This is a genomic window from Pseudomonas sp. GW823-FHT01D03, assembly GCF_058798255.1.
Map to the genome: position 1 here is coordinate 911,955 of NZ_JBXAKK010000001.1, position 20,816 is coordinate 932,770.

General features: G+C 58.1%; 16 protein-coding genes, 1 other RNA gene and 1 pseudogene. 8 read left to right on the forward strand and 10 right to left on the reverse strand.

Features of this window, described 5'->3' with window-relative positions; translation table 11 throughout:
• The 3 genes and pseudogenes from AC1RBR_RS03920 (at nt 1) to AC1RBR_RS03930 (ending at nt 5,107) form a co-directional block, all read left to right on the forward strand.
• Nucleotides 1–939 carry a COG2958 family protein gene (locus tag AC1RBR_RS03920; protein ID WP_492563091.1) on the forward strand — a complete coding sequence of 313 codons (939 nt, stop codon included), beginning with the start codon at nt 1–3 and terminating at the stop codon, nt 937–939.
• Entirely contained in the window at nt 936–1,988 is a 1,053-nt protein-coding gene (locus AC1RBR_RS03925) for a PDDEXK nuclease domain-containing protein (protein WP_492563093.1), read from the forward strand. The genes AC1RBR_RS03920 and AC1RBR_RS03925 overlap by 4 nt, the downstream gene beginning before the upstream one ends.
• Nucleotides 1,985–5,107, forward strand: a pseudogene (locus AC1RBR_RS03930) (type I restriction endonuclease subunit R). Before AC1RBR_RS03925 ends, AC1RBR_RS03930 begins: the two are co-directional and overlap by 4 nt.
• Before the next feature lie 309 nt (nt 5,108–5,416).
• On the opposite strand, the gene ssrA reads toward AC1RBR_RS03930, so the two are convergent.
• The 7 genes from ssrA to AC1RBR_RS03965 all read right to left on the reverse strand — a co-directional run bounded on the left by ssrA (nt 5,417) and on the right by AC1RBR_RS03965 (nt 13,911).
• Nucleotides 5,417–5,806, reverse strand: a transfer-messenger RNA (tmRNA) gene (gene ssrA / locus AC1RBR_RS03935).
• 98 nt (nt 5,807–5,904) lie between these two features.
• A complete protein-coding gene (locus tag AC1RBR_RS03940; RefSeq protein WP_095139837.1) occupies nt 5,905–6,183 on the reverse strand; it encodes a PA2433 domain-containing protein in 279 nt (92 codons plus the stop codon).
• 129 nt (nt 6,184–6,312) lie between these two features.
• Nucleotides 6,313–9,123: an FAD-binding and (Fe-S)-binding domain-containing protein gene (locus AC1RBR_RS03945; RefSeq protein ID WP_492563095.1), complete on the reverse strand. Its 2,811-nt coding sequence runs from the start codon at nt 9,121–9,123 to the stop codon at nt 6,313–6,315.
• Entirely contained in the window at nt 9,120–9,791 is a 672-nt protein-coding gene (locus AC1RBR_RS03950; protein ID WP_456018657.1) for a LutC/YkgG family protein, read from the reverse strand. The genes AC1RBR_RS03945 and AC1RBR_RS03950 overlap by 4 nt, the downstream gene beginning before the upstream one ends.
• Nucleotides 9,791–11,245 (reverse strand): LutB/LldF family L-lactate oxidation iron-sulfur protein, encoded by a 1,455-nt coding sequence (locus tag AC1RBR_RS03955; RefSeq protein ID WP_492563097.1) that lies wholly within the window; start codon nt 11,243–11,245, stop codon nt 9,791–9,793. Before AC1RBR_RS03955 ends, AC1RBR_RS03950 begins: the two co-directional genes overlap by 1 nt.
• Entirely contained in the window at nt 11,242–12,066 is an 825-nt protein-coding gene (locus tag AC1RBR_RS03960) for a (Fe-S)-binding protein (protein WP_115987625.1), read from the reverse strand. Before AC1RBR_RS03960 ends, AC1RBR_RS03955 begins: the two co-directional genes overlap by 4 nt.
• Nucleotides 12,067–12,216: 150 nt before the next feature.
• Nucleotides 12,217–13,911 (reverse strand): lactate permease LctP family transporter, encoded by a 1,695-nt coding sequence (locus AC1RBR_RS03965; RefSeq protein WP_492563099.1) that lies wholly within the window; start codon nt 13,909–13,911, stop codon nt 12,217–12,219.
• 261 nt (nt 13,912–14,172) lie between these two features.
• On the opposite strand from AC1RBR_RS03965, the gene AC1RBR_RS03970 reads away from it, so the two are divergent.
• Nucleotides 14,173–14,940, forward strand: a complete 768-nt coding sequence (locus AC1RBR_RS03970; protein WP_095139831.1) for a GntR family transcriptional regulator — start codon at nt 14,173–14,175, stop codon at nt 14,938–14,940.
• A 144-nt stretch (nt 14,941–15,084) separates the two neighbouring features.
• On the opposite strand, the gene smpB is transcribed toward AC1RBR_RS03970, so the two are convergent.
• The gene (gene smpB, locus AC1RBR_RS03975; protein WP_003221505.1) at nt 15,085–15,567 is read right to left on the reverse strand and encodes an SsrA-binding protein SmpB; all 483 of its coding nucleotides are present in this window, start codon (nt 15,565–15,567) and stop codon (nt 15,085–15,087) included.
• 119 nt (nt 15,568–15,686) lie between these two features.
• On the opposite strand from smpB, the gene AC1RBR_RS03980 reads away from it, so the two are divergent.
• Genes AC1RBR_RS03980 through AC1RBR_RS03990 form a run of 3 tightly spaced genes read left to right on the forward strand, consistent with a single transcriptional unit; the run spans nt 15,687 to nt 17,839 of the window.
• Nucleotides 15,687–17,090, forward strand: coding sequence for a sodium-dependent transporter (locus tag AC1RBR_RS03980; protein WP_007961408.1), 1,404 nt, complete (start codon nt 15,687–15,689; stop codon nt 17,088–17,090).
• 7 nt (nt 17,091–17,097) lie between these two features.
• The gene (locus tag AC1RBR_RS03985) at nt 17,098–17,532 is read left to right on the forward strand and encodes a type II toxin-antitoxin system RatA family toxin (protein ID WP_003221509.1); all 435 of its coding nucleotides are present in this window, start codon (nt 17,098–17,100) and stop codon (nt 17,530–17,532) included.
• Nucleotides 17,525–17,839, forward strand: coding sequence for an RnfH family protein (locus AC1RBR_RS03990; RefSeq protein ID WP_492563100.1), 315 nt, complete (start codon nt 17,525–17,527; stop codon nt 17,837–17,839). The genes AC1RBR_RS03985 and AC1RBR_RS03990 overlap by 8 nt, the downstream gene beginning before the upstream one ends.
• A 61-nt stretch (nt 17,840–17,900) precedes the next feature.
• Here AC1RBR_RS03990 and AC1RBR_RS03995 read toward each other — a convergent pair whose 3' ends face one another.
• The gene (locus AC1RBR_RS03995; RefSeq protein WP_095139828.1) at nt 17,901–18,428 is read right to left on the reverse strand and encodes an outer membrane protein assembly factor BamE; all 528 of its coding nucleotides are present in this window, start codon (nt 18,426–18,428) and stop codon (nt 17,901–17,903) included.
• Between the two features lie 97 nt (nt 18,429–18,525).
• On the opposite strand from AC1RBR_RS03995, the gene fur reads away from it, so the two are divergent.
• Entirely contained in the window at nt 18,526–18,930 is a 405-nt protein-coding gene (fur, locus tag AC1RBR_RS04000) for a ferric iron uptake transcriptional regulator (protein ID WP_003221515.1), read from the forward strand.
• A gap of 75 nt (nt 18,931–19,005) precedes the next feature.
• Here the strand turns inward: fur and recN are convergent, their stop codons facing one another.
• The gene (recN, locus tag AC1RBR_RS04005; RefSeq protein ID WP_492563101.1) at nt 19,006–20,679 is read right to left on the reverse strand and encodes a DNA repair protein RecN; all 1,674 of its coding nucleotides are present in this window, start codon (nt 20,677–20,679) and stop codon (nt 19,006–19,008) included.
• Nucleotides 20,680–20,816 lie beyond the last annotated feature (137 nt).

Consider the following 20,816-nt stretch of genomic DNA (forward strand, 5'->3'; position numbering starts at 1 on the left):
TTGGCTCTGAACCTCCGGCAACGTGTCATCGAGCGCCTGCAAAGCCTGCCCGATACCCAGCAGACCGCCCGCGAACTGGCGCAATCGATATTCGAGCAGTTTCCTGAAGAATGCGCGATCAAGAAAGCTGGTAGTGCCAGCTACATTCAAACTGACAATGATCTGGTGCAGCAACTGGTGGCGGAGATTTCTGGTTCACGCCCGCGTTGGCAGCAGATGCACCCTCAACTGAAAACGACCGAAGGAAGGCCACGGCACTACTATTGGTCTGACATGGATGCCAACGCGGAGGTAGCGGCGGCTGAAGGGGTATCGCTTGTACCGTCAGACCTGCCTGAACCTTCGCCGTTGCGTGAACATGCACTCTATCCGTTTGTGGCGGAATACCTGCTGACTGACGAGCAGCGGGTGTACGCCATGCGGATTAACGAAAAACGCTCATCCAACCGTGCGGGCAGCGGTGGCAACGAATGGTTGCATCCGGATCTGGTAGGCCTAGAAGACCTGACTGCTGACTGGACACCAGATTTACGTGACTGCGTCCGCGTGTTGGGCGAGCGTCGTGCCCGTCTGTGGTCGTTCGAGGTCAAGCTGCTGCTCAATCGTTCCAATGCACGCAAGAGCTTCTTCCAAGCAGTATCCAACTCATCTTGGGCGCATTTAAGCTACTTGGTGGCAGCCACTGTGGAGGGGGACGGCACGCTCAAAGAGTTACGGATGCTCGCCTCGGCCCATGGTATAGGCGTGATACAGCTAGACGTAGAGAACCCTGCAGAAAGCCAAATTCTAATCCCTGCTCGCGAACGTCGCGAAATCGACTGGGATATGTGCAATCGACTGACTGAAGAGAATACGGACTTCGCCGAGTTCATCGGCCGTATACGTCGTTTTCACCAGACTGGTGAGGTGTCGGCCAAGGAGTGGGAGGCCAGTGAGTGACTAAAGAAACGATTTCCGCACTGCCCGAAGGCTACGCCGACTGGCTGACTCAGCTTAAAGCCGATATTGCTCAAGCGCGGCAACGTGCTGCACTGGCCGTCAACGCAGAGTTGGTGCAACTGTATCATCGGATCGGAACGGAAATCAGGCGACGTCAGCAGGTTAACGCTTGGGGCGCGAAAGTCATTGAGCGATTGGCGCGCGACCTTTCCGATGCCTTTCCCGATATCCGTGGTTTTTCCAGCCGTAACCTCAAGTACATGGCGTTTTTTGCTCAGCATTGTCCCAATGGTCTATTTGGGCAGCAGCCTGCTGCCCAATTGCCCTGGTTCCATGTGGTGACCCTGTTGACCAAGCTGGCCAGCCCTGCCGAGCGTGAGTGGTATGCGCAGCAAACCGTCTTGCTTGGTTGGTCACGCAGCACGCTGGAGCAAAATATCAAGAACCGCTTGCAGCAGCGTCAGGGCGCCGCAGTCACTAACTTTGTTGCACGTTTACCGGCTGCGGAGTCGGCGTTGGCTCACGAAACCCTGAAAGACCCCTACCTCTTCGACTTTCTTGGCTTGGGCGCCGATGCTCACGAGCGTGATATTGAAGATGGACTGATCCGCCATATCACTCGTTTCTTGCTGGAGCTAGGCGCAGGCTTTGCTTTCGTCGGCCGCCAGTTTCGCCTTGATGTGGGCGGTGATGAGTTCTTCATCGATTTGCTGTTCTATCACACCCGCCTCAAGTGTTATGTAGTGGTGGAGCTCAAGGCGACGGCTTTCAAGCCCGAACACGCTGGCCAGCTGAATTTTTATCTGGCAGCAGTGGATGCGCAGATCAAGGCCGAGGATGACAAACCCACCATCGGCCTGCTGCTGTGCAAACAGCAAAACCGCTTGGTGGCCGAATACGCTTTGTCGGGCATTGACAAACCCATCGGCGTTGCCGAATACCAATTGCTGCGTGACTTGCCCGAAACCCTAGGCCGAAATCTGCCGAGCATTGCCGAGATTGAGGCCGAATTGGCCGGTGATCTGAACACAGGAAGTGAGTTGGAATGACCGAAGACCAATTGGAGCAGGAGACCCTCGGCTGGCTGGCAGAGGTGGGGTATGCCCATTTGTATGGGCCGAATATCGCTCATGATGGCGAGCAACCTGAGCGTGAAAACTATCGCCAGGTGGTGCTTGCCGAGCGCCTGCGCAATGTCATGGCGAGGCTCAATCCAAAGGTCCCAGTAGCTGCGCGTGAAGATGCGCTAAAGCAGGTGCTAGAGTTGGGACTGCCGGTGCAGTTGTCGGCTAACCGCTTGTTCCATCGCCTGCTGGTCGGCGGTGTACCCGTGCAGTATCAAAAAGACGGTGAAACCCGAGGAGACTTCGTTCGCCTGATCGATTGGGCTGATGTGAAAGCCAATGACTGGGTGGCGGCTAATCAGTTCAGTATCCAGGGGCCGAAACACACTCGGCGTCCGGACATCATCTTGTTTGTTAACGGGCTGCCGTTGGTATAGCTCGAACTGAAAAACCCTGCAGATGTGAAGGCTGATCTGGGTAAAGCCTTTGATCAAATCCAGACCTATAAAGAGCAGATTCCGGACCTGTTCCAATACAACGAAGTCTTGGTGATTTCCGACGGTAGTGAAGCCCGCATGGGTTCATTGTCTGCGGATCTCGAGCGCTTCATGAACTGGCGGACCATCGACGGCCAGGATCTCGACCCATTGGGGCAATTCAACGAGCTGGAGACATTGGTACGCGGTGCTCTAGTACCAGAGATGTTGCTCGACTACTTGCGTTACTTCGTGTTGTTCGAAGACGACGGCCATCTGGTAAAAAAAACTGCCGGTTATCACCAATTCCACGCCGTTCGCGCCGCCATTCAACAGGTGGTAACGGCATCGCGTCCCGGCGGTAGTCATAAAGGCGGGGTGGTCTGGCATACGCAAGGTTCGGGCAAAAGCATCACCATGACGTGTTTTGCTGCGCGGGTGATGCAGGAAGCGGCAATGGAGAACCCAACCATTGTGGTGATCACTGATCGTAATGATCTGGATGGTCAGTTATTCGGGGTGTTCTCGTTGTCCCAGGAGTTGCTGCGTGAGCAACCAGTCCAGGTGGAATCGCGTGGTGACTTGCGTGCCAAGCTGGCCAACCGTCCTAGTGGCGGTATTGTGTTCGCGACCATCCAGAAATTTATGCCTGGAGTCGATGAAGACAGCTTCCCGGTATTGTCCTTGCGGCCAAACATTGTAGTTATCGCCGATGAAGCTCATCGCACTCAATATGGTTTTAACGCTGAGCTGAAAGTTCCTACTGGGCTTCAAGTTGCCGAGAGCAAAGCCCGTTATCAGGTTGGTTTTGCTCATCATTTGCGTAACGCGCTGCCGAACGCCACTTTTGTCGCTTTTACTGGTACCCCAGTATCCGGTGAGGACCGTGACACGCGCTCGGTTTTTGGTGAGTACATTCACGTCTATGACATGCAGCAGGCCACTGAAGATGGGGCGACCGTCGCCATCTATTATGAGTCGCGCTTGGCCAAACTGTCGCTGAAAGAGAGCGAGCTACCTACGATCGACGATCAGGTCGATGAGTTGGCAGAAGACGAAGAAGACGACCAGCAGTCGCGACTGAAAAGCCGATGGGCTGCGTTGGAAAAGGTCGTAGGGGCAGAGCCAAGGATTCGGAGCATTGCGTCGGATCTGATCACGCACTTTGAGGCGCGTAATCTGGGGTTGGTCAGTATGGAGCAGATGCCCGGCAAGGCCATGGTGGTCGCGATGAGTCGCGAGATCTGTGTGCACCTATACAACGAGATCATCGCTCGGCGTCCAGAGTGGCACGACGAGGATCCCGAGAAAGGTGCAATCAAGATCGTGATGACGGGCAGCGCATCGGATAAGGCTTTGCTGCGCCCGCATATCTATTCTGGGCAGGTCAAAAAGCGCTTGGAGAAGCGTTTCAAGGATCCGCTGGATCCCCTCAAGCTTGTGATTGTCCGCGACATGTGGCTGACCGGGTTTGATGCTCCTTGCGTTCATACCTTGTACGTGGATAAACCCATGAAGGGCCACAACCTGATGCAAGCTATTGCCCGGGTTAACCGGGTTTTCAACGACAAGCAGGGTGGCCTGGTGGTGGATTACATCGGCATTGCCAACGAACTGAAGGCCGCGCTCAAGGAGTACACCGGCAGCAAAGGCAAAGGCCGGCCGACGGTGGATGCATACGAAGCTTATTCGGTGTTAGAGGAGAAACTCGACGTTCTGCGCAGCCTGCTACATGGCTTCGATTACGGTGACTTCCTCACGGGCGGACACAAACTGCTGGCCGGCGCAGCTAACCATATCCTGGGAATGGAAGATGGAAAAAAGCGGTTTGCTGATAACGCGTTGGCCATGGGTAAGGCATTTACTTTGTGCTGCACGCTGGATGAGGCCAAAGCCGTTCGCGAAGAGGTGGCATTCTTTCAGGCTATTAAGGTCATTCTGATCAAGCGCGAAGTCAGTCAGCATAAAAAAACCGACGAAGAGCGCGAGTTAGCTATTCGACAAATCATCGGCAATGCAGTGGTCTCTGGTGATGTTGTAGATATTTTCGAGGCGGTGGGCCTAGAAAAACCTAACATCGGCTTGCTCGATGACGCGTTTCTCGCAGAGGTGCGCAACCTTCCAGAAAGAAACCTGGCAGTGGAGCTTCTGGAGCGATTGCTCGAAGGCGAAATCAAAAGCCGTTACAGCTCTAACCTGACTCAAGAGAAGAAATTCTCTGAGTTGTTGGGTAACGTCATCAAACGCTACCAGAACCGTTCCATTGAAACGGCGCAGGTCATTGAAGAACTGATTGAAATGGCCAAAAAATTCGCCCAGGCCAGCAAGCGCGGTGATGTACTTGGGCTGAACGATGATGAGTTAGCGTTTTACGATGCATTGGCGACTAATGAAGCTTCTGTGCGTGAGTTGGGTGATGAAATTCTGGCGAAAATTGCCCATGAGCTCACTGCCAGTCTGCGGGCCAATGTCAGTGTCGACTGGAGTAGCCGAGAAAGCGTTAGGGCTAAGCTGCGGATCCTGGTGCGGCGGATTTTGCGTAAATACAAGTATCCCCCGGATAAGGCTGAGGATGCGGCGCAGATGATTCTCGACCAAGCGTCGAAGCTGTGTGAAGGTTGGCTGTAATAGAAGCTAAGTCCTTAGCCGGTGGAAGTTAATGCAGCGTTGCTGTGTGTCGGTGTGTAGCTCTTGGCTTTGGGTTTATCGCTCTGATTTTCAGGTCTGAAAGGCATAAGGCTTGGGCGTCCATGGGTACTACAACGTTGTTCATTTATCCTGAATTTGCATCCACAGGCTTGGGATACGTGTTGGAACACATTTCAAAATGGATCTGCGTGAAGTGCCATCTATGAAGTTCGATGGCGCTGAAATCCTTGTATTTACTAGATTTCAGAAACAAAAAAAGACGTCCATGGACGTCTTTTTTGGTTGAGTTGGTGGAGCCGGGGGGATTTGAACCCCCGTCCGCCAGTGCTCCGCTGTCGGTACTACATGCGTAGCCGTGTCTATTAAGTTAACCCTCAGCGACCCGACGGGCAGGGTGCTTTGGGCGAGTTGTGTAAGTTTTAGCCGCTTCGTCCACAACGTACTGCACGGCGATTCTGTTCTATATGACAATCATTTCGGGTTTACAGACATCCCCTGATGATTGCTGGGCCCGAAGGCACCAGGAGTGCATGTCAGCTGCAATTAAGCAGCGAGAGCAGCACCGTATTGGTCGTCATTGGCAACTATAAGAAGTTGCAACAGTGGATTTACGACTTCTGTTACCAAGTCGGCATGCACCTAAAGTTTCGTCACCGGCGTCGAATCCTAATCGGCCCCGAACTCATTGCCTCGTACATCAGGTGAGGCAACAAGCCTGCGCAGTGTACGCCAATCAGACCCCAAGGCCAACCCGAAGGTTGGCTTTGGGGTTTTGATCAGTTGTTGGTACCGCTAGCTTTTTGCAGATCCAGTTTGGTTTTCGAGGTTTCTGCAACGCAGTCGTCGATTTTGCCTTGGGCTTTGAGCGCCTGGGCTTTGCTCAAACTGGTTTCAGCAATCTGGGTTTTTTCTGGCGACGCTGCCAGCTGAGCCTTGAGATTGTTGATCTCTTGGATATTGGCATCGCACAGGTCGGCAGGCTTGTCGGCGGCGAACGAGGTGGAGGCCATCATCGAGGCAGTAACGAACAGACCTAACAGTACAGAACGTTTCATGTGTATCTCCTTGAACTGAGGGATCCAGACTGCGCTGGCCGTCAGGACGGGCAACCGAGTGGAAGAAAAGCCCCGATTTTCGGGGTCTGTTCTGTGGACTACGGTCGCACGCAAGGGTTCTATTTTTCTTCAGCAGGCCTTGGCCCGGGTCACCCGATCCACCAGATAGACCAGTCCGTGATAGTCGATGCCGCCGTGTTGCGTCAGGCCGATCTCACAGGTGCGGCTGGTGGAAATACCTTCGCTGCAATGTTGCACCGCGTCCTTGAGCGTGCGCAGCGAATGGCTGTTCAGCTCCGGGGTGGTGAAGCCCTTGTCACCGGCAAACCCGCAACAATGAATGCCTTCCGGAATCACCACGGTTTTGCTGCATTTGCGCGCCAGATCGATCAGCGCCTGGCTCTCGCCCAGATGCTGCGTGCTGCAGGTCACGTGAACCGCAATCGGTGCCTCTTGCGGGGTGAACTCCAGTCGATCAAGAAGATGCGTACGGATGAAGCGCACCGGGTCGTACAGATCCAGGCGAACATTTCCCACGTCCTGCACCAGACGCAAGGTGCAGGGGCTGGTGTCGCAATAGATCGGATCGAGCCCGCCACGACTGGCATGGAGGAGGGCGCTGATCAACTCCTGACGCTTGTGTTCGGCCTGCTCGGCGTAGCCTTTGGAGGCAAACGGCTGACCGCAGCAGAGGTTGTCCTGATTGTCCGGGAACACCACTTGGTAACCGGCCTTTTCCAGCAAACCACGGGTTTTGTCGTACAGCGACATTTGCTCCTTGTCGCCGGCTGCCGGGCCCATTACCCGTGAGACGCAGGCCGCCAGATACACCACACGCGGGCGTTCGTCGGACACGCTCGGGCTGAAGCGCACGGCTTTCTCCGGTTGCGGCATCGCGCTGGTCCACAGCGGCACCTGGCCTTTGGACAAGCGCGTCAGGGTTGCCGACAGCTTCGCCAGACGCGGTGCGCCGAGCAGCATCCGTGCGCCGTTGGCCACGTGCAGGGTGAAGCGTGCGCCTTGCAGGGTCTTGGCGAAATTTCCTTCGATCCAGTCAGCGGTTTTCTGATGCGTGGCGTTACGGGCGCGGAGCTTTTTCACCAGATCGCCGGTATTGATGCCTACGGGGCAACGTTGAGCGCACAAGCCTGTCGCGGCACAGGTTTCGATGCCTTGGTATTCGTAGGCTTGTTCCAGCTCGGTGGTGTCAACGCCGGCACGCTTCTTCGCCTGAATGTCACGCCAGATGACGATGCGCTGGCGCGGGCTAAGGGTCAGGCCTTTCGACGGGCAGACCGGTTCGCAGAAGCCGCACTCGATGCATTTATCGACAATCTCGTCAGCCGCCGGCAGCGGCTTCAGGTGCTTAAGGTGGATCTGCGGATCTTCGCTGAGCACCACGTCCGGGTTGAGGATGCCGCTAGGGTCGAGCAGACGTTTAAGCTGCCACATCAACTGATAGGCATCGCTGCCCCATTCCAGCTCAACGAACGGCGCCATGTTGCGCCCGGTGCCGTGTTCAGCCTTGAGCGAACCGCCGAACTCCACCGCCACCAGTTGCGCCACGTCGACCATGAACGCCTGATAGCGTGCGACTTCTTCCGGACTGTTGAAGCCTTGGGTGAAGACGAAGTGCAGATTGCCTTCCAGTGCGTGTCCGAAAAGGATCGCTTCGTCGTAGGCATGTTTGTCGAACAGCTCGATCAGGCGATTGACGCCGATAGCCAGTTGTTCGACGGGGAAGGTCACGTCTTCGATGATCACCGTGGTGCCGGTTTTGCGCACCGCGCCGACGGCGGGGAAGGTGTCCTTGCGGATGGCCCAGAGCTTGGCGTTCTCGGCCGGATCTTCAGTGAAATCGACCTGTTTTTCCACCGGGAAACGGGTCAGCGAAGCCATGATCTGCGCCAGTTGTTCCTGCAGCAAAGTGGAAGAGGCGGCGCGGGATTCGATCAGCAGCGCGCAGGCATTATTCGACAGCTGCTGTACGAAATCCGGCATTCCTGGTTTGTCCTGCACCGAGCGCAGACTGCGCCGATCGAGCAACTCTACGGCAGACACCGGTTGGCTTTTCAGCACGGTGACCGCGTTGCAGCAGGTTTCCACATCCGGGAACACGATCAGCGCCGAGGCCTTGTTCGGGTGGTCGATCACCGTGTCGTAGGTCACCGCGCTGATGAAGCCGAGGGTACCTTCGGATCCGACGAGCAGGTGGCTCAGGATATCCACAGGATCGTCGAAATCCACCAGGGCGTTGAGTGACAGACCGGTGGTATTTTTCAGACGGTATTTGTGGCGAATTCTCGCAGCCAGTTCAGCGTTGGCGCGGGTCTCGCGGCCCAATGTCGCCAAGCGCTCCAGCAGATCGCCGTGGCTGACGCGGAAAGCGGCGACACTGGCGGCGTCTTCGGTGTCGAGACGGGTGCCGTCGGCGAGTACCAGGCGAATTCCGGCCAGTGTGTGATAGGTATTTTGCGCGGTGCCGCAGCACATCCCGCTGGCGTTGTTGGCGACGATGCCGCCGATCTTGCAGGCGTTGATCGACGCCGGGTCCGGGCCAATCTTGCGCCCGAACGGTGCCAGCCACGCGTTGGCTTGTGCGCCAATCACGCCCGGCTGCAGACGGATTTGCAGGCCTTGATCACGAATCTCGCGAGCGTTCCAGTTATCCCCCAGCACAATCAGCACCGAATCGCTGATCGCCTGCCCGGAAAGGCTGGTGCCGGCGGCGCGGAAGGTCACCGGGACTTGATCGCGCTGGGCCAGTTTCAGCAGCGCCACCACTTCGTCCTCGGACTCGACGCGGATCACCAGTTTGGGAATCAGCCGATAAAAACTGGCGTCGGTGCCGAAGGCTAAGGTCGACAGTGGATCGTCGAAACGGCGATCTGCTGGAATCAGTTGCTGCGCATCGCGCAGGAAATTCACCGGAAGCGTCATTGGTCCTCCAGGATCAGTACCACCAGATCTTTCGGGCCGTGAGCGCCGTAGGCCAGCACTTGCTCGATGTCGGCGGTTTTCGACGGGCCGGACACCAGCAGTGCGTTGGTCGGCATGCCTTGGGCCCACTCGAACTCCTGTTGCACCTGATAGAAGTTGTCGCGGATTTCACTGGCCTTGAGCAGGGCGAAATGCACCGGCGGCACCAGGCTCATCAGTCGCGGTTCTTCACGGGTGGGCCAGAGAATCAGGCTGCCGGTGGCGGCGATGGCACCGAGGGTGCCAGTAAGGCTGGCCGGGGTGTCGTTGAACAGCTCGGCTTTCCATTCTTCCATCGGCCGGTTGTAGGACTTCAGTGCCGGCAGATCAGGATTGGTCGCCCAGTGCTGTGTGATGCGCTGCCCGTGGGGTGTAGTCGGTGCGATCAGCAGGCTTGGCAGTTGGCGATCACCCAGCAATTGCGCGAGCAGCGCGGGCCAGTCTGCGCCGGTAGTCAGATGGATCTCGGTGTGCACCGCTTCCATCAGTTTGCGCAGTTGCGGGATACGTTGCTCGGCGCTGTAGGTGTAAGGCTGAGTCACCAGGTCGACATCGAAGTCGTCGGCAATCGGCGTGGTGCCGGTCAGACTTTTCCGTAGCTTGGCGAGGATATTTTGCTTGGCGCTCATCAGCGGTCTCCCTGTTTGCCCAGATGCTCGCGGGCCATGTCGTGCAGTGAGCGGGCGGCGGGTTTTGGTGCGCTGTGGTTTTGCGTCCACGGGCCGACGTTGCTCGGGGTCAGGGCGCGCAGGCGCGTGGCAAAGAAACCGAACAACCGATACAGCGTCGGCGAGCTGTTGAGTTTCGCCCAGGCGTTCCAGATGAGGCGCTCCTTGCGCGAATATTTGCTGCCCTGGCCGCGCATTACTTGATGCGGACTGTCCGGAGCTTTGACGTTTTCTTCGCGCAGGCGCCGCAGGATCGCAGGGATCGGAATTTTCACCGGGCACACTTCACCGCAGGCACCGCACAACGACGAAGCGCTCGGGTGATCCGGGACTTTCGTCAGACCGACCATGTGCGGCGTGATGATTTTGCCGATCGGTCCCGGGTACACCTCGCCATAGGTGTGACCACCGACGCGGGTGTAGACCGGGCAATGGTTCATGCAGGCACCGCAGCGGATGCAGTTGAGGGTCTGGCGCAGTTCGCTGTCGGCGAAGGCCTGGCTGCGACCGTTATCGAGCAGCACCAGATGTACTTCCTGCGGGCCGTCGAGTTCATGTTCCTTGCGCGGGCCGGAGATCATGTTGACGTAAGTGGTGATCGGAATGCCCAGCGCCGAGCGGGTCAGCAGCGACAACAGCGGCACCACGTCGCGCAGGTTTTCCACGACCTTTTCGATGCCGGTGACGGCGATGTGCACCGGCGGCACGGTGGTGGTCATGCGGCCGTTGCCTTCGTTTTCCACCAGCAGCAGGGTGCCGGTTTCGGCCACGGCGAAGTTGACGCCGGAAACGCCGATGTCCGCTTCGAAGAATTTCTGCCGCAGGACTCTGCGACCGATCTGAATGAGTTGGTCAACGTCCTTGGTGTACTCCACGCCAAGTTTGTCGTGGAACAAGGACGCGACCTGACCGGCATTCTTGTGGATCGCCGGCATAATGATGTGTGAAGGCTTCTCGTGGTCGAGCTGGACGATGTATTCCCCCATGTCGGACTCCAGGCATTCAACACCTTGAGCCTCGAGGAAATGGTTCATCTCCATCTCTTCGCTGACCATCGATTTGCCCTTGATCACTTGCCGCGCCTCGTGAGCGCGGATGATCGAAAGGACGATGCCATTGGCCTCGTCCACCGTTTCCGCCCAGTGCACTGTCACACCGTTGCGGGTCAGGTTCTGTTCCAGTTGCTCGAGCAGGTCGGGCAACTTGGAGAGCGCACGCGCCCTGATCGAGTTGCCCAGGGCGCGCAAGTGTTCTCTTTCGTGGGCATCGCTGAAAGCCGCTGCCCGTTTGGTCATCAATGAATCCATCGCAGTGCGGAAGTTGTTCCGTAGCTGCTGATCACCCAGGGCGTTGTGTGCCCGGGTGCGGAAATCTTCTTCTACGGCAACCGTAGGAATAATCGTCGAGGTGCTCATTGCGCACCTCCGGTTCGTTGCCACAGAAAGCTGGCGAGATGTTGCCCGCGCAGCGCTTCCTTTTGTTTCTCCAATGCGCCGTTGATGTTCATCAAACAGCCACAGTCGGCGCTCAACACCTTGTGCGCGCCGGAATCCTTCAACGCTTTGGTCTTGTCAGCCACCATCGCGCCGGAAATGTCTGGCATACGGACGCTGAATGTCCCGCCGAAGCCACAGCATTCGCTTTCATGGTCATGGTTGACCCGTTCCACGTTGCTCAACTGCGCCAACAACTCACGGCCGTGCAGGTGGGTGTTCATTTCGCGGCGTGCCGAACACGAGGTGTGCAGCGCGACTTTCACCGGCTCACCGCTGTCCTTGAGCTGCACCTTGCAGACGAACAGCAGAAACTCGGCCAGTTCATAGGTGCGGGCCGCGAGGGCCTGCACCTGTTTCAACGTTTGCGGCTCGTCCTTGAACAAGTCGGCGTAATGCTCGCGCAGCATGCCCGCGCAGGAACCCGACGGCACCACCACCGGATAATCCCCGGCAAACAGCGCCAGTTGCGAGCGCGCGACCGTCCGCGCCTGCTCGGTGTAACCCGAGGTGTAGGCCGGTTGTCCGCAGCAGCTCTGCCCTTGCGGGTACTCGACCTTGATCCCTTCGCGCTCCAGCAAGTGGATCGCGTCCATCCCCGCTTCGGGGTAGAACAGGTCGACTACGCAGGTGCCGAACAGATAGACCCGCGACGGCTTCTCGCTGGGGTACTGCCGAGGTTCGGGCAGTGGCGGTGCGACGCGAGTGGCGTTGGGCACAGCGTTGTAAAAAAGCTCGCTCATCAGGCGTGTCTCCGGGTGGGCCCGGTTATCCGTCTGTGGCGGCTGCTGAATATAAAGAGCCTTGCTTTCAGCAGCCTTACAGACCGGGTGGTGAATTGCTGACGCCGGAATCACCAGCCGGCGTCGGTTATTTCCGTTTTGTTTATAGGTTTAGTGCACCAGCATGCCGGTGAACCAGTAGGCCTGGGCCAGAGTGATCAGGCCGACAATCGTGGCAAAGAATAGGCTGTGCTTGAGGGTGAAGCGGAACAGATCCGATTCCTTGCCCACCAGCCCGGTCGCAGCACAGGCCACGGCAATCGATTGTGGCGAGATCATCTTGCCGGTCACGCCACCGCTGGTATTGGCGGCGACCAACAAGGTGTCATTGACGCCGATCTGGTGTGCGGTGGTCGCCTGCAGCGAACTGAACAGAGCGTTGGACGAGGTATCCGAGCCGGTGAGGAACACGCCCAGCCAGCCGAGGAACGGCGAGAAAAACGGGAACGCGGCGCCCGTACCGGCCAGCACCAGTGCCATGGTCGAAGACATGCCGGAATAGTTGGTGACGAAGGCGAAGGCCAGCACCATGCCGATCGACAGAATAGGCCAGCGCAGTTCGTAGAAGGTCTCTTTCAAAGTGGTCAGACCAGTTTTGAAGTTGATCTTCAATACCAGCATCGAGATCAGCGCGGAGAAGAAAATCGCGGTGCCGGTCGCGGAGATCGGGTCGAGTTTGAATACGGCCGGGATGGCGGTTGGGGTGGTGACGATCGGAGCAGTCTTGATCACCAATTGATCAAGGTGCGGGATCGCGAAGTTGAATACCCAGGCGTACATCGAACCGCCGGCGGCGAACATCGCTTTGAAGGGCTTAAGGGTCCAGATGGTCACCAGCACGGTGAGGATCAGGAATGGCGACCAGGCAATGAAAATTTCCCAGAGGCTGTAAGGCGACGCCACGGTGCTGCGTTTCTGGCCGAAACCTCCTGCGCTGGCGGTCACCACCGAGGCCGAAACGGCGCCGGCAATATGTTGACCGGCGGCGCGTTTTGGCTGCCAGACTTTGAGGAACAGGGTCAGGGAGATCAGGCTGGCCAGGGCCGAGGTGATGTCCGGCAGCTCCGGACCGATGAAGTTCGAGGTGAAGTACTGGGTCACGGCGAAGCTCAGGCCTGCAACCAGTGCTGCCGGCCAGGTTTCACGCACGCCGCGCAGGCCGTCCATCATGAACACCAGCCAGAACGGCACGAACAGCGACAGCAGTGGCAGTTGGCGACCGGTCATGGCGCCGATCTTGAACGCGTCGATACCGGTGACCTGGCCGGCCACGATGATCGGAATCCCCAAGGCGCCGAACGCCACCGGCGCGGTGTTGGCAATCAGGCACAGGCCGGCGGCATACAGCGGGTTGAAGCCGAGACCGACCAGCAGCGCGGCGGTAATCGCTACCGGCGCGCCGAAGCCGGCGGCACCTTCCAGAAACGCACCGAAGCAGAAACCGATCAGCAACACCTGCAGACGCTGGTCGTCGGTGATCGACAGCACCGAACTGCGAATGACCTCGAACTGACCACTCTTGACCGTCAGTTTGTAAAGGAACACCGCCGCGACAATGATCCAGGCAATCGGCCACAGACCGTAGGCAAAGCCGTATCCGGCCGCGGCGAAGGCCATGTCGACCGGCATGTGGAAGGCGAAAATCGCCACGGCAATCGACAGGGCCAGCGTGATGCTGCCGGCCACGTGACCCTTGAGGCGGAACACCGCCAGAGCCAGAAAGAAGAAAACGATGGGGATGACGGCCGCAAGAGCGGAGATGCCGAGACTGCCGAGCGGGGTATAGAGCTGTTGCCAGGTTTGCATATGGGGTGGCCCCTAATTGTTGTTGGTCAGGCACTGTCAGCGTTCTTGGTTAATTGGTAATACCAATTTACAATCGCTGTTGGCTAGGGTAAAAGCCTTGATGTCGGTGTGTCAATTTGTCGCCCTGAAACTTTTGTCGAATAAGCGGTGCAGAGGTCATCTGATCCGGTCGGGCGAATGTGCTCTGACAGGTGCCGGCGGGGCGCCGATAGGCCAGAATAGAGAGCCCGGCGAGCGGTCGGGATCGTGGAGAATTGAGTTATGGGGTTTGATCAGATTCGTCAGCGCCGTTTGTCTGACGATATTGTCGAGCGACTCGAGGGGATGATTCTCGAGGGCACGCTGAAGTCCGGCGAGCGGCTTCCGGCTGAGCGCGCCTTGGCCGAGCAGTTCGGCGTGTCGCGTCCGTCGTTGCGCGAAGCGATTCAGAAACTGGCGGCCAAGGGCTTGCTGGTCAGTCGCCAGGGCGGCGGCAACTATGTAGTGGAAACGCTCGGCTCGACCTTCAGTGATCCTCTGCTATTGCTGCTGGAGAGCAACCCCGAAGCGCAGCGCGACTTGCTGGAGTTTCGGCACACTCTGGAGGCATCGTGCGCCTATTACGCAGCATTGCGCGCTACGGACGTGGATCGTGAACGTCTGACCGCTGCGTTCAACGAGCTGCAGGATTGCTATACGCGGCATGACGAAGTGAGCCGGATGGAAGAGGGCGCGGCGGATGCGAAGTTTCATCTGGCGATCGCCGAAGCCAGCCACAACGCAGTGCTGCTGCACACCATTCGCGGGTTGTTCGATCTGCTCAAGCGCAACGTGGTGACCAACATCGGCGGCATGTACAAGCAGCGTACGGAAACCCGCGACATGCTGATCTCTCAGCACCGGGAGCTGTATCTGGCGATTATCGAGGGGCGTGCGGAGCAGGCTCGCGAGGTTTCCAGTCGGCACATTCTGTATGTGCAGGAGGTGCTGGAAGAGGTGCGGCAGGAAGTTCAGCGCATGGCTCGGGCGGAGCGGCGCAAGGGAATGTGACGGCAGTTTGATTGTGGCGAGGGAGCTTGCTCCCGCTCGCATGCGCAGCAGGCGCCCTCGGCTCTCGCCACTACCTGTAAAGCGAGGGCCGCTACGCGCCCCAGCGGGAGCAAGCTCCCTCGCCACAGCATCAGGCAGAAGAAATTACTCTTCCTTGCCCTTGTTGCGCACGGCGCGCTGCAATTCACGACCGGCGTCGCGTTCGCGCTCGGTGTCACGCTTGTCGTATTCCTTCTTGCCCTTGCCCAGAGCGATCTCGCACTTGACCATGTGCTTGCTCCAGTAGAAGGACAGGCACACGCAGGCGTAGCCTTTCTGTTGCACGGCAGCGGCGAGTTTTTCCAGCTCGCGCTTGTTCAACAGCAGTTTGCGGGTGCGGGTCGGATCGGCGATGACGTGGGTGCTGGCGGTCATCAACGGCGTGATGTGACTGCCGAGGAGCCAGGCTTCGCCATCCTTGAGCAGCACGTAACTGTCGACCAGTTGCAGCTTGCTTGCCCGCAGACTTTTTACTTCCCAGCCGGCCAGGACCAGACCAGCCTCGAAACGATGTTCGATGAAGTAATCGTGTCGCGCCTTTTTGTTCTGCGCGATGGTCCCTGTTGGGTGTTTCTTCTGTTTAGCCATAGGGGCGGCATTATATGGAGATAAACGGTCCTCGGCTACGGTGATGCTGCGTGCTTGAGCAGGTTGATTGAATCCCGGACAATGCGGCCTCTTTTTCTAACGCTTGGGCGTGATATTCAATGTCGACAGACAAGGTTTCTGTCCACGGCAGTTGGGCTAGCCGCTGGGTTTTCATATTCGCCGCGACCGGTTCGGCCGTGGGACTGGGCAGCATCTGGAAATTCCCCTACATGGTCGGGGTCTACGGTGGCGGCGCCTTCGTGCTGATGTTTTTGGCCTGTATCGCCCTGATCGGGATCCCGGTCATGCTGGCTGAAACCCTGATCGGCCGCCGCGCACGACAGAGTCCGGCGAACGCCCTGAAGGTGCTGGCGCTGGAAGCCGGGCATTCGGGCAAGTGGTCGTGGGGCGCATTTGCCGGGATGATCACGGCGTTGCTGATCCTGTCTTTCTATAGTGTGGTTGGCGGCTGGTCGCTGGATTACATCATCGACATGGGGCGTGGCGACTTCCAGGGCGCCACGGCGGAGCAGGTCGGCGCTTATTTCGGCAATGTGATCTCCGATCCCTGGCGCCTGACACTTTGGCACACAGTTTTCATGCTGTTGTCGGCCGTGGTGATCGCCAAAGGCGTGGTTGCCGGGCTTGAGCGCAGTCTGCGGATCATGATGCCGCTGCTGTTCGTGATGGTGCTGGTGTTGCTGGGTTACAGCATGACCACCGGGCATTTCATGGAGGGCGTGCATTTCATGTTCGATTTCCACCCGGAAAAAGTCCTCGATGGCTTGCTGCCCGCCATGGGCCATGCGTTTTTTTCCCTGAGCGTGGGCGTCGGCTCGATCATGATCTACGGCGCCTACATGACCAAGGAAGCCTCGTTGTCCGGCACCGTGGTCGGTGTGGCATTGCTCGACACCTTTGTTTCGCTGGTGGCCGGTCTGGCATTGTTTCCGATTGTGTTCGCCGGCGGTTTGAACCCTAGCGAAGGCCCCGGCCTGATGTTCGTCAGTCTGCCATTTGCCTTCGGTAACGTGGTTTTCGGCCAGTTGATGGGCGTGGTGTTCTTTGTCCTGGTGGCAATTGCCGCCTGGAGCTCGGCGATTTCCCTGCTCGAACCGATGGTTGCCTATCTGGTTGAGCGCACGAAAATCAGCCGTGGCTGGGTGACTTTCTGGCTGGCATTTATTTGCTGGTTCGTCGGTCTGGGTACGGTTTTCTCCTTCAATATCTGGAAGGAAGCCAAATTTTTCGTGAACGATGGCGGGCTGTTCCACCTCTACCAATGGGGTGCGGCGGGTGGTCTGGACTTCTTCGGCGTGATCGATTTCTTCACCTCGCGGATCATGTTGCCGCTCGGTGGCCTGTGCTTCGTGCTGTTTGCCGGTTGGGTGATGGGGCGTGAGGCGGTGCGTGACGAGTTGTCGATTCGTAACCCGGCGCTGTTTGCTCTGTCCTTGTTCTTGATGCGCTACGTGGCGCCTATCGGCATTCTTGTAGTGTTTGCCGCTCAGCTCTGGAAGTAACGCTTACATGACGACACATATTCAACGTTCGGCGTTGCTGCCATACCCGGCGCAATTCCTCTACGACCTGGTCAACGACGTCGCGCGTTACCCGGAATTCCTGCCGTGGTGCTCGTCCGCCGAGGTGCTGGAGAGCTCGCCCGAGCACATGCGCGCCAGCGTTGGTGTGGCCAAGGGCGGTCTGAGTCAGCACTTCGTCACGCGCAATACGCTGGTGCCGGGGCAGTCGATCGAGATGAACCTGGAAGAGGGGCCGTTCAACCAACTGCATGGCGTCTGGGTCTTCAAGGCCTTGAACGAGAAGGCCTGCAAGATCAGTCTTGATCTGTCTTTCGATTACGCCGGGCCGCTGGTGCGCGCGACACTCGGCCCGCTGTTCAATCAGGCGGCGAATACGCTGGTGGATGCGTTCTGCCAGCGTGCCAAGCAGATGCATGGTTGATCCGGTGATCGAGATTGAAGTGGTGTATGCCGCCGTGGATCGTCAAGTTCTGCGCACTTTGAGCGTTCCAGAAGGAACGACAGTGCGTGAGGCGGTGCTCAAGTCAGGTATCGGGGAAGAATTCCCTGAGCTGGATTTGAGCGAGTGTCCGTTGGGAATCTTCGGCAAGGTGGTGGCTGATCCACAGGTTCGCTTGATTCAGGCGGGGGATCGTATCGAGATTTACCGGCCTTTACTGGCGGATCCGAAAGAGGTTCGGCGCCTGCGGGCGGCCAAGGCTGCCGAAGCCAAGGCACGAAATCAGTAGGCTGAGCAAATCGCAGGCAATAAAAAACCCGGAAATTCCGGGTTTTTTATTGCCTCGCCCATTACTGCGGCGAGGTGTCCAGCGGCTCAGGCGTCGGAACCGGAACGGTTTCAACACCGTCCACGTCCTTCTGGATCTGATCCAGCAAGGAGCCTGGTTTGGCAGGTTCTTCCGGTTTCGGCTTCTCGGCGTTTTCAGCAGGGGCGGTCACGCTGGTGCCACTGTCCTTGCCGAGAATGGCTTCGTCACGGCTCACGCCCGGCATGAAGTCACCGGACAGGCTGACAAGCTGGTCGTTGGAGTTGAAGTTAACACTCACGCGTTCCTGTTGGCGTTCACCGCCACCAGGTTGCAGGCTGTACAGATAATCCCAGCGATCGGCATGGAACGTGTCGGTCAGCAGAGGGTTACCCATGATAAACCGTACTTGCCGACGGGTCATTCCCGGGCGTAACTGGTCTATCATGTCCTGCGTGACGACATTGCCCTGCTGGATGTCGATTTTGTAAACCCCGGGGAATGAACAACCGGCGAGTGCGAGCAGTCCCACAAAGGTGAAACTGGTTAGCAAGAGCTTGGTGTTTTGCATCGGTGGGCGACTTCCACTATCTTGGCTGGGACAACGTAAACGCCGATCATACCCGCATTAAGAGAAGCTGCGAAGCAGCATCGCGAGAAAGCTGACCATGGTTGAAAATAGCGAACTACGCAAAGCCGGCCTCAAAGTGACCCTGCCACGGGTCAAGATCCTGCAAATGCTCGACTCTACCGAGCAGCGTCACATGAGTGCCGAAGACGTCTACAAGGCGTTGATGGAAGCGGGCGAGGACGTCGGTCTGGCCACGGTTTACCGTGTTCTGACCCAGTTCGAAGCCGCTGGCCTCGTGGTCCGTCACAACTTCGACGGTGGCCACGCGGTATTCGAACTGGCCGACGGTGGCCACCACGACCATATGGTCAACGTGGAAACCGGTGAAGTCGTCGAATTCGTCAGTCCGGAAATCGAAAAGCTCCAGAAGGCAATCGCCGAAGAGCACGGTGTTGATCTGGTAGATCACAATCTGGTGCTGTACGTACGCAAGAAAAAGTAAGCATGTCGCGCGAATTTCAGGTTCGCGAAACGAACGAAGGCGCCCCAAGGGTCGCCTTCGTGCTTTCTGCTGTGTTTAAACTTTTGCGGTAACCACCATTTTTTTCGCGTGAGCCAAGGATTCTTTGGTCAGGTCGATGCCGCCCAGCATCCGCGCCACTTCTTCTATACGGTCGTTCTTGCTCAGTTTGGACACTGCAGTGTGAGTCGCCTGCTCGCCGCGCACCTTGTGCACGAACAAATGCTGATGCCCTTGCGCCGCCACTTGCGGCAAGTGCGTCACGGTCAACACCTGCCCGCGATCGCCAAGACGCCGCAACAACTGGCCGACGATTTCAGCAGTTGGCCCGCCGATGCCCACGTCCACTTCGTCGAACACCAGGGTTGGCACCCGTGAGGTCTGCGCGGTGATTACCTGAATCGCCAGGCTGATCCGCGACAGCTCGCCACCGGAGGCCACTTTGGTCAGCGCCTTCAGTGGTTGGCCGGGGTTGGCGCTGACCAGCAGTTCGACCTGTTCCAGGCCGTTGGGCAGCAGTTCGTCGCTGCTGTTGGCGCGCAATTCAATGGTGAAGCGCCCGCCCGGCATGCCCAGGCGCTGGATTTCCTGCTCTACGGCGCTGGCAAGGCTGCCGGCGGCCTGATGACGCAAATCGCTCAGCTCGCGGGCCTTCTCTTGATAATGGCGTGCGTAGGATGCCAGTTCTTCACCCAGGCGCTCGATGGATTCGTCGTTGGCATTGAGCGTTTCGATCTCATCCAGCAGTTTCTGCTGCATCTCGGCGACTTCGGTTGGCTGGATCCGGTGCTTGCGGGCCAGGGTGTAAATCGCGTCGAGGCGTTCTTCCAGATATTGCAGGCGCGCCGGATCGGCATCGAAGTTGTCGAGGAAGCGATTGAGTTCTCCCACGGCTTCTTCGACCTGGATCTGCGCGCTGGTCAGCAGGCTGCTGGCTTCGCCCAGTGCGCCAACCGAGTTGTTCACGCTCGACAGGCGATTGAGGCTGGCGGTCAGTGCGTTCAGTACGTTGCCGGAATCGCTTTCGCTGCACTGCTCGACCACCTGTCGGCAAATCCCGAGCAGGGTTTCGGCGTTGGTCAGGTTCTTGTGTTCCTGCTCCAGCTGTTCCAGCTCGTTTTCGCCGAGGCCGAGGTTTTCCAGTTCTTCGAGCTGGTAGCTGAGCAGTTGGTGGCGCGCGCGTTGTTCATCGCCAGAGTTGGAGAGGCGCTCCAGCTCCTGGCGGGTCTGACGCCAGCGCTGCGCGGCCAGTTGCACCTGACGGGCCAGATCGGTCGCGCCGGCGTATTCGTCGAGCAGGCGCCGGTGGGTATCGGTTTTCAGCAGCGACTGGTGTTCGTGCTGGCTGTGGATATCGATCAGCAGTTCGCCGAGAGCCTTGAGATCGCCGAGCGGGCAGGGCGTGCCATTGATGTAGCCGCGTGAACGGCCTTCAGCGGTGATCACCCGACGCAGGATGCATGGGCCGTCGTTTTCGAGATCGCGCTCGGCCAACCAGGCATGGGCTTCGGGAATGTCGACCAGGTCGAAGGTGGCCAGGATATCGGCCTTGTCGGCGCCCGGGCGGACCACGCCGCTGTCGGCGCGATCGCCGAGGGTCAGGCCCAAGGCGTCGAGCATGATCGACTTGCCGGCGCCGGTTTCCCCTGTGATCACGCTCATCCCGCGATCGAGTTCGAGATCGAGATGTTCGACGATGGCGTAGTTGTGTACGGACAGGTGCACCAGCATAAAGGCCGCTCCCAGGCTTTAGGTCTGGTTATTTATACAGTGTTTTGTTTCGGCCTGACAATGCCCTCGCTTAGCTCGATTCGCTTGATCCGATCAAATGCTTAGTCCGAGCGGGAATGACAATGCAGCACTTTTTT

What these genes read in the sequence shown, in the direction of transcription:
- AC1RBR_RS03940 (WP_095139837.1), bottom strand. Translation starts at nt 6,183, where the DNA reads ATGAAACGTTCTGTACTGTTAGGTCTGTTCGTTACTGCCTCGATGATG.
- AC1RBR_RS03970 (WP_095139831.1), top strand. Translation starts at nt 14,173, where the DNA reads ATGGGGTTTGATCAGATTCGTCAGCGCCGTTTGTCTGACGATATTGTC.
- AC1RBR_RS03955 (WP_492563097.1), bottom strand. Translation starts at nt 11,245, where the DNA reads ATGAGCACCTCGACGATTATTCCTACGGTTGCCGTAGAAGAAGATTTC.
- AC1RBR_RS03980 (WP_007961408.1), top strand. Translation starts at nt 15,687, where the DNA reads ATGTCGACAGACAAGGTTTCTGTCCACGGCAGTTGGGCTAGCCGCTGG.
- AC1RBR_RS03945 (WP_492563095.1), bottom strand. Translation starts at nt 9,123, where the DNA reads ATGACGCTTCCGGTGAATTTCCTGCGCGATGCGCAGCAACTGATTCCA.
- fur (WP_003221515.1), top strand. Translation starts at nt 18,526, where the DNA reads ATGGTTGAAAATAGCGAACTACGCAAAGCCGGCCTCAAAGTGACCCTG.
- recN (WP_492563101.1), bottom strand. Translation starts at nt 20,679, where the DNA reads ATGCTGGTGCACCTGTCCGTACACAACTACGCCATCGTCGAACATCTC.
- smpB (WP_003221505.1), bottom strand. Translation starts at nt 15,567, where the DNA reads ATGGCTAAACAGAAGAAACACCCAACAGGGACCATCGCGCAGAACAAA.
- AC1RBR_RS03960 (WP_115987625.1), bottom strand. Translation starts at nt 12,066, where the DNA reads ATGAGCGAGCTTTTTTACAACGCTGTGCCCAACGCCACTCGCGTCGCA.
- AC1RBR_RS03950 (WP_456018657.1), bottom strand. Translation starts at nt 9,791, where the DNA reads ATGAGCGCCAAGCAAAATATCCTCGCCAAGCTACGGAAAAGTCTGACC.
- AC1RBR_RS03965 (WP_492563099.1), bottom strand. Translation starts at nt 13,911, where the DNA reads ATGCAAACCTGGCAACAGCTCTATACCCCGCTCGGCAGTCTCGGCATC.
- AC1RBR_RS03985 (WP_003221509.1), top strand. Translation starts at nt 17,098, where the DNA reads ATGACGACACATATTCAACGTTCGGCGTTGCTGCCATACCCGGCGCAA.
- AC1RBR_RS03995 (WP_095139828.1), bottom strand. Translation starts at nt 18,428, where the DNA reads ATGCAAAACACCAAGCTCTTGCTAACCAGTTTCACCTTTGTGGGACTG.
- AC1RBR_RS03990 (WP_492563100.1), top strand. Translation starts at nt 17,525, where the DNA reads ATGGTTGATCCGGTGATCGAGATTGAAGTGGTGTATGCCGCCGTGGAT.